This is a genomic window from Shewanella sp. S23-S33 (assembly GCF_043359565.1).
In the GTDB taxonomy this organism is placed as follows: Bacteria; Pseudomonadota; Gammaproteobacteria; order Enterobacterales; family Shewanellaceae; genus Shewanella; species Shewanella oncorhynchi.
In genome coordinates this window covers 173,945-187,368 of sequence record NZ_JBHFFD010000069.1, presented here as the reverse complement: position 1 = coordinate 187,368, position 13,424 = coordinate 173,945, and the positions used below count along the sequence as shown (strand labels likewise).

At 46.6% G+C, this 13,424-nt stretch carries 10 protein-coding genes; 5 read left to right on the top strand and 5 right to left on the bottom strand.

From position 1 onward, the window contains the following. The first annotated feature begins 125 nt into the window (after positions 1-125). Complete coding sequence (locus ACHA99_RS19790; RefSeq protein ID WP_393944537.1) at positions 126-2,534, top strand: zinc-dependent metalloprotease; 2,409 nt, start codon at positions 126-128, stop codon at positions 2,532-2,534. Positions 2,535-2,554: 20 nt separating this feature from the next. Here ACHA99_RS19790 and ACHA99_RS19785 read toward each other — a convergent pair whose 3' ends face one another. Beyond that, positions 2,555-4,363: a protein kinase gene (locus tag ACHA99_RS19785; RefSeq protein WP_173496264.1), complete on the bottom strand. Its 1,809-nt coding sequence runs from the start codon at positions 4,361-4,363 to the stop codon at positions 2,555-2,557. A gap of 249 nt (positions 4,364-4,612) precedes the next feature. Between ACHA99_RS19785 and ACHA99_RS19780 the strand changes: the two genes are divergently transcribed. Next, complete coding sequence (locus ACHA99_RS19780; RefSeq protein ID WP_105250285.1) at positions 4,613-4,954, top strand: hypothetical protein; 342 nt, start codon at positions 4,613-4,615, stop codon at positions 4,952-4,954. A 102-nt stretch (positions 4,955-5,056) separates the two neighbouring features. Next, a complete protein-coding gene (locus tag ACHA99_RS19775) occupies positions 5,057-5,713 on the top strand; it encodes a thiopurine S-methyltransferase (RefSeq protein WP_173496265.1) in 657 nt (218 codons plus the stop codon). A gap of 255 nt (positions 5,714-5,968) precedes the next feature. Here the strand turns inward: ACHA99_RS19775 and ACHA99_RS19770 are convergent, their stop codons facing one another. Next, positions 5,969-6,160, bottom strand: coding sequence for a bacterioferritin-associated ferredoxin (locus tag ACHA99_RS19770; RefSeq protein WP_076498521.1), 192 nt, complete (start codon positions 6,158-6,160; stop codon positions 5,969-5,971). A gap of 259 nt (positions 6,161-6,419) precedes the next feature. Between ACHA99_RS19770 and ACHA99_RS19765 the strand changes: the two genes are divergently transcribed. After that, positions 6,420-7,994 (top strand): PAS domain-containing methyl-accepting chemotaxis protein, encoded by a 1,575-nt coding sequence (locus ACHA99_RS19765; RefSeq protein ID WP_263178285.1) that lies wholly within the window; start codon positions 6,420-6,422, stop codon positions 7,992-7,994. Between the two features lie 85 nt (positions 7,995-8,079). Here the strand turns inward: ACHA99_RS19765 and ACHA99_RS19760 are convergent, their stop codons facing one another. Next, positions 8,080-9,015 carry a D-2-hydroxyacid dehydrogenase gene (locus tag ACHA99_RS19760; protein WP_393944534.1) on the bottom strand — a complete coding sequence of 312 codons (936 nt, stop codon included), beginning with the start codon at positions 9,013-9,015 and terminating at the stop codon, positions 8,080-8,082. Positions 9,016-9,107: 92 nt separating this feature from the next. Between ACHA99_RS19760 and ACHA99_RS19755 the strand changes: the two genes are divergently transcribed. Next, a complete protein-coding gene (locus ACHA99_RS19755; protein ID WP_113939153.1) occupies positions 9,108-9,443 on the top strand; it encodes a DUF3392 domain-containing protein in 336 nt (111 codons plus the stop codon). A gap of 20 nt (positions 9,444-9,463) precedes the next feature. Here the strand turns inward: ACHA99_RS19755 and ACHA99_RS19750 are convergent, their stop codons facing one another. Together ACHA99_RS19750 and ACHA99_RS19745 are read right to left on the bottom strand one after the other, a co-directional pair. Further along, a complete protein-coding gene (locus tag ACHA99_RS19750; RefSeq protein WP_263139785.1) occupies positions 9,464-10,186 on the bottom strand; it encodes a glycerophosphodiester phosphodiesterase family protein in 723 nt (240 codons plus the stop codon). 14 nt (positions 10,187-10,200) lie between these two features. Further along, positions 10,201-13,404 (bottom strand): mechanosensitive ion channel domain-containing protein, encoded by a 3,204-nt coding sequence (locus ACHA99_RS19745; protein ID WP_105253001.1) that lies wholly within the window; start codon positions 13,402-13,404, stop codon positions 10,201-10,203. Positions 13,405-13,424: the final 20 nt, after the last annotated feature.

Genomic DNA, 13,424 nt, shown 5'->3' with positions numbered 1-13,424 from the left:
ATTTGCTCGGGGCCAGTGATGGCCTCGCATTATTTACTTTAAATCAATCGCTTGAGATAAGCAGTTATCAAAGATGCCAATGACTTATAAGGTAAATAACGCAGCCAGCCGAATCAGGAGGAAAGATGAAACCCCAAAGTGTAGCCTTAGCCTTATTTATAACGCTGTTAGGATTTTCCACCGTTACGGTCGCGGCAGCGGCGCCTAGCGCCAAGATCATTAAGCAGGGCCAAGAGGCGAAAGGGTTTCTTAATCTCTATTACGAGGAGTCTGAGGGAGAGTTATATCTTGAGGTCAATCGTTTAAATCAACCTTTTATCTTAGTTACTAGCCTGCCACAGGGCGTAGGCTCAAACGACATTGGTCTCGATCGCGGCCAACTGGGTCAGACCCGTATGGTGCAGCTTGAGCGCCAAGGTCCCTATGTTTTACTCAAGCAACTCAATACTCAATATCGTGCGAATACCTCTGATGCCGCCGAGCAAAGAGCGGTTGAAGAAGCCTTTGCCGATTCTGTGTTATGGCAAGGCAAAGTGATTGAGGGCAAGCCAGATTTGGTAGCGATCAACGATCTGGTGCTCAATGATTTACACGGCGTGTCTTCCGTATTGCAACAAACAGAGCAGGGCAATTATCAGCTCGATTTGAGCCGTTCTGTCATCTTACCCAAAGGGATTAAATCCTTTGAGAAAAACGCCGATGTGGATGTGCAACTGACGTTCAAAGGCGATGTTGCTGGCGCGCAGGTCGCACAGGTAACACCCGATGGCACCTTAATGTCGGTGCGGATGCGTTATTCCTTTGTTGAGCTGCCTGATACCGACTATCAGCCGCGGGCTTATCATCCTATGAGTGGTTATTTGTCCGATGAGTATCGCGATTATGCCACGCCCTTTAACCAACCTTTAGTGCAGCGTTTTATCCTACGTCACCGTTTACAGAAAGTGCATCCAGGCCCTGCGCCAAGCGAAGTCGTTAAACCTATTACTTATTATCTCGATTCTGGCGTGCCAGAACCTATACGGTCGGCGTTGCTCGATGGCGCGCGCTGGTGGGAGACGGCTTTTACTCGCGCCGGATTTATCAACGGCTTTAAAGTTGAGTTATTACCGGCAGATGCCGATCCGCAGGATATTCGCTACAACATGATCCAATGGGTGCACAGGGCGACGCGGGGTTGGTCCTATGGCGCCGCGCTGACCGATCCACGCACCGGTGAAATCATTAAGGGTCAAGTCACGCTCGGCAGTTTGCGTGTGCGTCAGGATTACTTGATTGCCAAAGGCTTAACCGCAGGCTGGCAGGATAGAGTGGCGGCCGAGAAAGCGGCGACAGCCTTGTCGCTGGCGCGTATTCGCCAACTGGCTGCCCATGAAGTCGGCCATACCTTAGGGCTAGATCATAACTTTGCCGCTTCGACCAATCAGGATGCCTCTGTGATGGATTATCCCCATCCGAAAATCCAGCTAAAGGGCAATGATATTGATATTTCCGCACCTTACACTACAGGTGTTGGTCCTTGGGATGATTTTACTATTGCCTATGGTTATAGCGATCAAGGTGATGCCCGTACCCAACAAGCACTGCAAGTCGACTTGCTGGCCGATGTAGCCAAACGTGGCTTACGTTATATCGGTGAGGCCGATTCCCGCCAAAAGGATGCGAGTCAGGCCTATGCCAGTTTGTGGGATAGTGGTGACGATCCGATCGATCAGCTGGGTAAGTTAAATAAAATTCGCACTAAGGCGATTGCGGATTTCTCCAGTGCGGCCTTGTTACCCAATGAGCCACTGGGCGAGCTAGCCGATGCCTTTGCACCAATTTATTTGCTGACGCGTTATCAAATCGATGCGGTCGCTAAGTTTATTGGCGGCACTGACTATAACTATCAATCTATTGGTGAAGGCAGCCGCTGGAGCTATATTGCGCCGCAGTTGCAGTTAACGGGCTTAGACGCGCTACTTAACACACTCGATGCGGCGAGTTTAACTGTGCCGCAAACCTTGCTCGACAGTTTAGTGCCAAAGGCGGGGAATTATCATGTCACGCGGGAATCCTTCGATTCAGGTCTAGGTGCTATTAACGATCCTCTTGGTATGGCTGAAGTGTTTAGCCGTCATACCGTGAGCTTGCTATTGATGCCTAAACGCTTGAATCGTGTCAGCCAAGCATCCATGGCCGATAGCGAGCAGTTATCGGTGACGACATTATTGGATAAGTTATTTGCGGCGACCTTGTATCAAGAGGATAAGCTCGCGCTGGTCGAAGGCGTATGGATGCGAGTGAACGCTGTGGTGATTGATGAAGTGCTGGCAACGCTGCACGATCCTCAAACCTCACCAGAGGTGAGGGCTGCGATCAACGATCGCGCTCAGTTTGTGATTAAGCAATTGAAAGCGAAGTCGAATCGAGCGAATGTGAGTCTTGCGGCGCACTATATTTGGTTGCAACAGGGTCTGGCTGCGGGTTTGACCGATGCTAAGGTTAAGCTTATTCCTAAGCCGTTAACCCTACCGCCGGGATCACCGATTTAATCCGATGAACATAGGCGCCATTAGGCGCCTATTTCTTTTGGATTTTTCGGATAAAAGTGATCGGCTTTACGCTCTAGATGAGTAAAGCGGCGGGTGTTTTTGTAGGGCAGTTTCATAAAGCCCGATACGCCGTGACCTTGTATTTTTCCGACATGGTGCAAGATGCGATCGAGGCTCGCGCGAAACGCCGCTTGCTTACGCGGATTGAGCAGCTTCAAGTAACTGTGAATTTTTAAGTGATTCGGCAGCGCCTCAAAAATGATGCAGCCTGTGTGGTGAATTTGGTTGATGCGGGCTAATTCTTCCATGATTTCATGGGGTAATTCGAGGTTCTCATCGGGATCTTTACCGTCTTCAAAATAAGAATGTAAGCGCGACTTATCTTCTAAGGTGGGTACGTCACCGACTTCGAATGGCAACTGCAGTGCGGCACTGGCGACAAAAGGCTCGCTGGTGTCAGCTCGTTCGATATGCAGTGTGTCTTTGGCGTTAAAGAAGCAGGCCTTAAACACCCCTATACGTTTAATTCCCCGTGCAAGATCCACCATATTGTTGACTGCAATGATTAACGCACTTTTTTGCTTTGCATCGTAAATCGCAAGATTGGAGTCGATAAACACGCCGGTTTCCTGCCAATGAATAGCCAGACCACCCACGATCGGATATTGCGCTAAACGACCCACTGCGGCGATAAAGCCTTTTTCGGTATCGCCCATGCCCGCGAGGAAGTTGCGGTAATATTTTTCGAGCTGAATATCATCCATCTTAGCGATGGGATCTTGGGCGTTGTGTTCTTTTAAAAAGGATTTGCGCGAACTGTAGCTGACGGTTTCAACATCTTTGTCGCGGGATTGTACCCAAACAGGAATTTCACCCTGTAAATCAGCTTTGGGCAGTTCAGGTAAATGTAATCTGTGGCTGTGGCGCATACTTTTTAAAAAGTAATCGCCGGCAATGTTGCGCTGCTGCGGATCAGTGCTTAGCATGCCTTCTAAGGTACGGGCTAATTCTATCGGTAAGCCAATGCTGGTGGGCGAGATCACCTGTGCACCGAAGCGGCTTGCTTGCCCAGAGGCGAGGGCATACAGAGTCGCGGCAACTCCTTGCTCGTCAAAGCGCGGGCTGGAGAGTGCTCCATTGAGTTGCTCTTCGCCGATAAAGTACACATCACCCATGCGGGCGTTGGTATGTTGTTGATCGCTCGACATTAACGCCATCACATTGTCTTCGACAGGCTTGTTATATTCATCCCGCTGCGCAAATACCGCTGAGCCCCAATCGATTAACGATAAGTGTTGTTGTTCAATATCGTAAACCAGATTAGAAGGTTTGATATCGCCGTGCACTAAAGGCTTGCCCGTGCGCAGGTAATACAAGATATCGGCGAGTTGGCGGGCGATGCTCATGACCATAGCGGTAGGTAAGGCGCCCATGCGGCGGCAAAGTTGGTCGAGATCTTCCCCTTTTGCCCGTTCCATCACGAGTATTCCCTGCTTACCTACTCGCTCAAATTTGATCGCCCCCGGCACATTGGGATGCTTGAGTAAGGAGAGCATAAAGGCTTCTTCTTCGAGCCGATCTTGAATGTGTTGTGGCAGATTAATCCGTGAAAACTTAAACACATGGGCATCGCCAGCTTGATTGATACCCGCAAACACGAAACCGTAGGCGCCTTTGCCGACCAATTCGATATCGGTATAACCTAATTTGCTCAGCTGTTGTTTACAGAGGCGGATCCACGCCTTGTGTTTACGGGCATCATTGGCTTTGAGCAAGTAAATGGATTGCTCTTCAGAAATATAAAAATGCTGCAGCTGCGGTGTTTGCAAATTGTGCTCCTTGTTTTGTTCATTTAACCAGTAAGCGGGGGAGATAATCAAATAGCGGGTGGCTTTATTTTAGTATTTTGAATGGCATTGATGATCAGCGTCAGGCGCGGCTTACCTATACGATCATTTCGTCACTGACTTTGACTTACATCAAATTAAATCCTCGCGACTATAGGTAATCTTTGGAGCATTAGATGGAATCAATTTTTGTTAATTAACCCACAGACAAAGTGCAGCTAAGGAGGGCGTATGCCCACCCAATATAAAGCCTTGTTGATCGAACTTTTGGAATATCCGCGTAAGCGTATTTTACAGTCAATGGAAGTGACCCATTGCCCGCATGCGGTATTTTTTAATGATAGAGACGAGCAATGTTTAACTTGTCATCAGGGCATGGAATGTATCTGGATGAACCAGAATGACGAGCTGGTGGCCGTGAACGAAAAATCGATAGCCGAGTTAAAACAGCAGTTGTTGATCGCCGTGGACTTTATCGACTCATCTTTAAGCCCACATCATTTATCACGCCGTCAATGCCAATGCGATAACTGTGTTTGGCTGCGTAAAGTGCAAGCCACGTTAGATCAGTAAGTGAGTCTTTACATTGCTGAGTTTGCCGAATGGCAGGAGGCTTTGCATCCACTTTAAAATGTCATTAGAGTAAGGACAACATTAGCGAATAGAGATAAACCCATGGAACCCGGTTTTTGGCATGAAAAGTGGCAGCAGCAACAGATAGGTTTTCATCAGCAAGACATCAATCCTTTCCTCGTTAAGTATTGGCAGCAGCTTGCATTACCCGCAGATACCAAGGTTTTTGTGCCCTTATGTGGTAAGTCGCTAGACATGTGTTTCCTCGCAGAACAGGGGCATCAGGTCATAGGGTGTGAGTTGAATGAATCGGCTGTACAGCAATTTTTTAGCGATAACCAACTCGAGATGACGCAAACGGCCGTGGGTGAACACCAGCATTATCAAACCGAACAGATCAGCTTGTATCAGGGTGATATTTTCACCCTACCTAAGGCTATCACTCAAGAAGTGACAGCATTTTATGATCGCGCGGCTTTGATCGCATGGCCAGAAAGTATGCGTGCACAATATGCCAAGCAGTTAGCGAGCTTATTACCTAGCGGCAGTGTCGGTTTATTAGTGACTTTAGATTATCCGCAAGAATCCCTTATCGGCCCACCTTTTGCTGTATCCCCTACTTGGGTAGAGCAGCATCTGAGTGAGGATTTTGATATTGAAGTATTAGCGTCGCAAGATGTGTTGGCCGACAATCCACGTTTTATTAAGAAAGCCGTGCCTTGGCTTAATGAAGCGGCCTATTTGTTGAAACGTAAGTAGGCTTGACTCGGAAGTTGGATCTGTAACCCCATTGAATTATTCGCGGCTTTCGAGCTTGGCGTTCAGTGGGGCTTGTCATTAAAACATCATATCTAAAGATTAGGCTGGCAAGATTATTTAAGACGAAATGACAGATAGAAGACTTTGTTGCCGCTGGATTTTTGGGATTAAGTTTGCTTGAGTCAGCGTGGTTTTAGCTTGTCGGAAGTTTGTTCGTGAGTGAATTACCCTTTACCATGCTATTCGCGATGAACTCTATGCGACTTCGTAATAATTAGGCTCAAGCTCTAGTTGATTCTGAATGATCTGCACTGCCATTCTGGCGCATTTACCACATTGATCGGCAACACCTAAGCGCTTTTTTACGTCAGCAAGCGAGCTATCGCCCTGGCTTACTGCGTTTTTAATTTGCGTATCAGTGATCGCATGGCAAAGACAAACGTACATATATTAGTCTCCAATCGAATTGCGCTAATTCTAAATGAAAACGCTTATCAAATGCAATCATGTTTTTTGGGTGATTTTCATACTTTAACGTTTTTGTTACATGGCGCACGTTTTATCGTCTATGCTAGGTGTGTTTTAGCATTAAAAAGCTAGGCAGTTTTAGAAGGGTTTAGGAATACAGAGTCAGGGTGATGATGCCTCACGGATGGATAACTCATGGATGAATAACGAAGAATTAATCAAAGATCCATAAGGTTTCATGAGAACTAATTTACCAGTTACACAGCGAGAATATGATTATCCAGCGGATTGGATTTTATTGTCGACCACGGATACTCAAAGTCATATCACTTACGCCAATCAATCTTTCTGTACCGTTGCCGGTTACGACCTCGATGCCATGCTAGGCAAGCCCCACAACATGGTGCGTCATCCAGATATGCCTCCGCAAGCGTTTGAAGATCTGTGGCGATGTATCAAAAAAGGCGAGCCTTGGAAAGGGATAGTGAAAAACCGCTGCGCCAATGGCGATCACTATTGGGTCGATGCCTATGTCTCACCGATTTCAGTTAATGGCAAAGTCGTCGAGTTTCAATCTGTACGCACTAAACCCACACGCGATCAGGTTAAGCGTGCAGAAATAGCCTATGCAGAGTTGAACAAAAAGGGCAGCGTCAGTGCGTTAAAACGTACCTTGGATATGCCAGTTAAATTGCTGTTACTCGCATTGGTTGCCATGCTACCTATGTTTTACCTTGCTCTGCAAATTGGCTTAATGGGCTTTATTGCCCTAGCGATAAGTGTCCTAGTATTGCTGGTGGGCGGTAATCTGGTGCTGAGTCGTTACTATGCTTTAGTGACTAAGGCGAAGCATATCTACGATAATCCGCTGATGGCCCATATCTATAGTGGTAACTGTGACGATCTTGGCGCGATTGATTTAGCACTGCAAATGCAGAATTCAGAGCTTAAGTCGATTCTTGGGCGTGCATCGGATTCCTGTTATAACGTGTCAGAACAGGCCAAAATATCTGCCGCTAAGGGAAAACAAATCCAGAGTACCAGTCAGGCTCAACTGTCTGAAATAGAGCAAGTTGCTACAGCGATGCAGGAAATGACCGCCACATTAGGCGATATGTCCTCCAATTGTGCCGATGCGGCGAGTGCCACGCAAATGGCATCCGCTGAAACTATCAATGGTGATAAAACGGTGTCGAGTACTATTCGCTCGATTCAAGCTATGGCGGAGCAACTGCAACAAACGTCAAAAGTGATTACTGAGTTAGAAGCCCACAGTAAAGATATTGGCACAGTGCTCGATGTGATTCAGAGTATTGCGGGGCAGACGAATTTGCTGGCATTGAATGCAGCAATTGAAGCGGCTCGGGCGGGTGAGCAAGGTCGTGGCTTCGCTGTCGTTGCTGACGAAGTACGGGCGCTGGCACAACGTACTCACGATGCCACAAAAGAAATCCACAGTATGATTAATCTGTTGCAGCAGGGGACGAATAAAGCTGTTATCAGTATGCAGCAAGGAGTGGTTGCCGCTTCCGAATGTATTTCAACGGCGGATTTAGCGGGTACGGCATTACGTACGATTCGTGAGGCCATTTCGACCATTACCGATATGACGCACCATATTGCCAGCGCGGTTGAAGAGCAATCGAGTGTGGCAAATGAGATGAATCGCAGCGTGGTGAATGTGTCGCAATTTACCCATTCTAGTCATCAACTCGGCAGTGAAATGGTCGGCTTGAATGACGAAGTGACCCGCGAGATGGATTCTCACTCGGTATTGGTCGATCAATTCTTAAAGCGCAGCTTTAGGGTTTAACTGCCTAAAATTTAAGATAAAAAGGCAATAGTCTGACTATTGCCTTTTCTTTTACTGATTTCTAACTCAATTTCTTATCTCTGATCTAATAACCTTTACTAAAGTCGACTCGATTCTGCAGTGGCTCACCCATGATGTAGCGGCGATAGTTTTGGCTAAAGATATCGACGATGTGTGCAGGATGGCTTGGCGCCGAAATATGCGGCGTGATCACGGCATTTTCCCGTTCCCAAATAGGATGGCTATTGGGCAAAGGTTCCTGAGCAAATACATCGAGGATCGCTTGCTGACTAGGATTAGCGATCAGCTGGGTATTTAGCACATCGAGATCGAGTACATCACCGCGGCCAACATTAAACAGCACTGCATCAGCTTTTAACATAGCTAACATGTCAGCATTGAGAAGATTATGCGTTGCAGGAGTGCTTGGCAGTAGATTTGCAACCACATCGGCCTGTGTCAACACTTGGCCTAAATTGGACATAGCTTCTATGGCATCAAAACCTTCTACGGTATTACCACTTCGATTGATCCCTGTGACATGCATGCCAAAGTGCTTTGCCGTCTTCGCGAGATGCTGGGCAATTGAGCCAGTACCGAGTAAGAGTAATCGCATTCCCTGTAGGCTTGAATGGCGCTGCAGGGGTTGAATCAGCCACTGTTTTTGTCCTTGTTGCTGGCGATAAAAACGATGGCCGCGGATATGCGCGAGTAAATAGCCGAATAGATACTCGCTCATCAGCGGGCCGAAAATGCCTTTAATATTGGTGAGTTGATAGTCTTTTCTGCCCCTTGGACTCATCAGAGCATCTATACCAGCAAAGCTTGATTGTAACCATTGCAGATTTTTAGCATGGGGTAATAGGGGCGCGGCGAGTTTAGGTTCGGCTAACCAAATATCTGCATCAATTATGCTCGCTGGATTATCATCGAGTAACGTTAAATCTGGGAGACTCTGCGCCTCAATCAAGTCGCGGTACTGTTGATTTGCCTTTGTTAGCAAGAGTAACTTGTGCCCCATGGCGTCTCCCTTTATGCTTGGTTATTGTTATTTTTCAATACGCTGTCGCGGCCACTCAGATGGATTGCGCTGCATCTTTTTAGGTTAAGTCTATGTTTGATCAATTAGTCGCCATTATTGCCCAGTTAGGCAATATGCTTCGCCCTTGGGCCTTCGATATTGCTACCGCTATGGTGGTGTGTCTTATTTTGGTTTTTTCAGCGGATGTAAATCGTATCTTAAGGCGTCATTTGTTGGGGCATTCTTTTGTGCTGCGAACATTTGTTTTTATTATTGTGAATGCCTTTGGCTATGGACTATTGATCGTGAAAGCCACGCCTTGGGTGGCAAGACATATAGTGGCTATGCCATCCCATTGGATGTTTCTGTTAATTGTGGCCATGTTTATTTTTATCGGTTATTGGGCTCAGCGAAATAGCCAAGCTTAATAGCGTTATTATTTTTGCCGTTACTCAAAGTAGCCAGAGTAATCGGCCATTGCCTTTTGAGTTAAGGCTTGCATGGCGCGATCGGGGTAATTGCTGAACACGCCATCGACGCCTATCTGCTTAAGCGCATGAATATCATCAATATGATCGACAGTATAAACATAAACCTTGGCACCTCGGTTATGGGCGTCATCTACTAGCGCTTGGCTGATAAAACTCACATCTAAATGCAATGAATAGGCATTCAGTTCGCTTACCACGCCAGCCCCATCGAGTGGAATACTGGCAAGCAATGGTGCGACTAACACATCCGGCAACGCCTGTTTAAGTTCATGCAGATAGGGGTGGTTAAAGGAGGAAATCAGTAACTGCTCCTTGGTAAACCCAAGCTGACTCATAGCCTTTGGGTATAAGTCGATTAATGGCGTGACGGTATTAATGCCTTTTAACTCTATATTGACTATGCAGCGCCCCGCAATCAGCTCAAGTACTTGCCATAGCGTCGGAATGGATTCACCTTTCACATTGATGCTTGCTAGGTAGTCCTTGCTCACTAAGTGAATGACGCCCGTGCCCGAGCTTTTATTATCGAGTCGTCTGTCGTGAAACACGACTAACTCACCTTCGACATTATGTACATCGAGTTCGACGGCTTGTGCATCCAATTCTAACGCTTTAGCCATGGCGGCTAAGGTATTTTCGGCCTGATAACCGCTGGCGCCGCGGTGAGCAAAAATAAGCATGGTCTGCGATCCTATTAGCTTCTAATTATGCCTTGTTGCTCGCGATTTTGACCATTCTTAATATGGATTTCCATCTGCGGGTAGGCGAGTTCGAGATTGTTTTCTTTGAGTTTTTTAGTCACTCGTTTATGTAAATCATGGCGCAGTGGCCAGCGTGCCGACATATCTTTTGCATAGGCGCGCACTTCATAATCTTGGGTATGTTTACCAAAGCCGGCAAACCAGACCTCAGGTTCTGGGCTGGCAAGTGCATCTTCACACTCTTGCACCGCTTGATACAGGGTCGCTTCAACTTTGGCAGGGTCTGAATCCCGCGCCACCGACACATAAACAATGACCCGAGTAATAGGATCTGACAAGGACCAGTTGATCAGCTGCTCTGTGATAAAGGCCTTGTTCGGGATGATAATTTCCTTTCTATCCCAGTCAATAATGGTGGTCGCCCGAATTTGGATTTTACTGACTGTCCCTGTTAAATCACGAATTGTCACTGTGTCGCCAATCCGCACGGGTTTCTCAAACAAAATGATCAAACCTGAGATAAAGTTGGCGAAAATTTCTTGCAAACCAAAACCTAAACCGAGCGACAGTGCGGCAATCAGCCATTGTAACTTAGACCACTCCATCCCGAGATTAGAGAAGCCGATTAATAGTCCGAGGAAAACCACCAGATAACGACTGACGGTTGTGATCGCAAAACCCGTTCCAGGCGAGAGATCAAGCCTTTGCAGGATCATTAGCTCAAGTAGGCCGGGCAAATTGGTGGCAATCATTAACGAGAAACCCACCACTATCAGCCCAAACATCAGTGATTTCATGGTAATGGGCAATTGTTGCTCTAAGCCATTCACACTGGTATTGGTTGTCCACAGCGTAATGCCATCGAGGAAAGAAAACAGCGCCGTATGGGTTTGAGTCCACAGACCAATCAAGCTGGCTAAAAAGGCCAATAACAAGAGTGAACGCACTAGGCCAAGGGATTGGCTCGAAATGGTTTCCAGATCGACCACGGGTTCTTCGTAGGTATCGAGTCCATCGACGGAAGGGTGATGTGTTTCGCCTTTTTCCCTTTGTGCTAAGCGCTCTGCACGTTTTGCCTTAGCGCGATCGAAGGCGATACGGCGGCGTTCGATTAACATCCACCGTTTGATCAATTGGTATAAGAGCAAGAAACCCAGACCCAGCACGATCGATAATTGCAGTTGTAACAGCATTTGGAAAGCGGTGAAGTAGTAACCCCTAAAGGCTAACACTGCGCTTAAAAGCGGCACAGAAATCAGTAAGGTCCAGAGCATTTTCTGAATGAGTTTTTTGTTTTTACCGTCTTTCTTGGCATCTGAGTTTTTACGGCTCAGGATTAAAATATCTTTGTATAACAAGAATAAAACGATACAGAAAATAATGAATGCGCCGCGGCCTATGCTATTACGTACCAGTGATGTGTCGAGCACTTCGGTAAAGCCCATCAGACCCAATAATGGGCTAGCAATCAGCACAAAGTGTCTGAGCCGTGATTGTCCCGCTTGGATGAGTTTTGAGGGGCGTTTGAAATGGCCCACGAGTACGCCTTTGTCGAGTGTCAGAATAAAGATAAAGCGATATAAGAGATACACTAAACCAATCGCCAGTATGCCCATACCCACTGCTTGCACAAAATTGCGATCGGAATGGTAGAAAATCAATCCCGCCATGATCACTGGGAAAGGTTTTATCAACGCATAGCTGATACTGCAGGCGAGCGCTTTGAGAGTGTAAATGAATTTATCTTGGGTCACATTGCCCACATAAGTAGTGTAATGATTTAGCAAGCGATTGAATTTAGGAGTGATCAAGTCTTGTACGACTAAACACAGTACCAGCAATATGATCCACCAAGACCAATAATCGTTTTGTTCATCCCAGGCTTTTCCCAGTTCATCCCACTGTGCTTGTTGCACAAGCCAAACCGTGCTGCGCTCAAGATCCGTAAGCCATAACTTACTGATACTTGCAGCGTTAGGCACCCAGAATAAATGTTCGTTAAGGGTATTTTTGAGGGTGAGATTCTGTTGACTCAGTTGTTGGTAATTGACCTTCAGCTTGCCTAATTCACTCAAGTATTGGTCATAGCTTTGCATCAACTGCGAGATCAAACTCTGTTGCGAGTGTAAGAGCTTAATCTGCTGCTCATTGTATAAGCCGGGTTGTTCTAATTCTTGCTCATTGAGGGCTTGTTGCTGCTCTAAATGGTATCTGTCTAAGCGCGCATCGGCGATCAGCGTTTGCAGTTTTTCGTGATTCGGTGGTTTAGGCAGTGATTGCAACATCTGCAAAAAGCGCTCACCAAAGGCGGAGTTCATTTTGACCCAAGTGATCTGCTCTTGGATGTTTGCCAGTTGTTTAGCTTGGGATTGATATTGGGTTTCTGCCTGTTCCTGCTGTTCGACCACATTATTGATCTGCAAAGTTAACGTTTGCAGCTTTTGGCCGTAAATCTGGTTAGTGTCGGCAATATTACGGGTGATAGGATCGATGACTTTTTCGGTATTAACTAAGTTTTTGGCTAGGGTGGCATCCGTTTGTTGCTGACGTTGTTTATTGATTGCCTTGTTGATGGTTTCGATCAAGGCTTCTTGCTGCACCAGTTGTTGGCGGACTAGCTGTAATTGTAATTGCGTCAGTTCAATGCGTTTTTGGCTGCTGGCAAGTTCTGCTTCATCGGTGGCAAGGCTTTGTTCAAAGAAGAGTCGTTGAGTTTGCTGTAACTCTCCCGTAGGGGTATCTAGCGGGGCGAGTTCTGCTTTTTTGTTTTGGGCGACAGTTTGCCTCGCGCTGGCGATAACGGTAGGTAAGTCATTGTGACGTAGCAATAAATCGTTAACTTGTCGGCCAAGGGTGGATTCGCTTTCTTTAAGTTCAGACAAGCGAATATAGGCCATGGAAGCCTGCTGGCTGAGGTCAGTACCTTTTTCCAGAGATAAAGGCTTATAGGCATCTTTCAGTGCTTGGTTAGTGCGCTTCTTATGTTGCTCAAAATCAATCTGCGCTTGTTGGAAACTGGCTGCGTTGGCGGCGAGTTTTTCTATGTTAATTTTTAGTTCGTTAATTTGTTCGTCAATGCTGAGATTTTGTTGCTGATCTTGCTTGTTCATGCCAAGACGTTTGTCCAACTGCAAAGGCGAATTGGCAAGTGCGGAAAATGTGAAAAAAGCAATAATGAACAATAAAATACGTGGCATATAGGCTAAAGACATTTAGG

Bases quoted from the DNA above. Each gene is read 5' to 3' on its own strand.
- ACHA99_RS19765 (WP_263178285.1), top strand. From the start codon at position 6,420: ATGAGAACTAATTTACCAGTTACACAGCGAGAATATGATTATCCAGCG.
- ACHA99_RS19790 (WP_393944537.1), top strand. From the start codon at position 126: ATGAAACCCCAAAGTGTAGCCTTAGCCTTATTTATAACGCTGTTAGGA.
- ACHA99_RS19755 (WP_113939153.1), top strand. From the start codon at position 9,108: ATGTTTGATCAATTAGTCGCCATTATTGCCCAGTTAGGCAATATGCTT.
- ACHA99_RS19775 (WP_173496265.1), top strand. From the start codon at position 5,057: ATGGAACCCGGTTTTTGGCATGAAAAGTGGCAGCAGCAACAGATAGGT.
- ACHA99_RS19750 (WP_263139785.1), bottom strand. From the start codon at position 10,186: ATGCTTATTTTTGCTCACCGCGGCGCCAGCGGTTATCAGGCCGAAAAT.
- ACHA99_RS19770 (WP_076498521.1), bottom strand. From the start codon at position 6,160: ATGTACGTTTGTCTTTGCCATGCGATCACTGATACGCAAATTAAAAAC.
- ACHA99_RS19760 (WP_393944534.1), bottom strand. From the start codon at position 9,015: ATGGGGCACAAGTTACTCTTGCTAACAAAGGCAAATCAACAGTACCGC.
- ACHA99_RS19780 (WP_105250285.1), top strand. From the start codon at position 4,613: ATGCCCACCCAATATAAAGCCTTGTTGATCGAACTTTTGGAATATCCG.
- ACHA99_RS19745 (WP_105253001.1), bottom strand. From the start codon at position 13,404: ATGCCACGTATTTTATTGTTCATTATTGCTTTTTTCACATTTTCCGCA.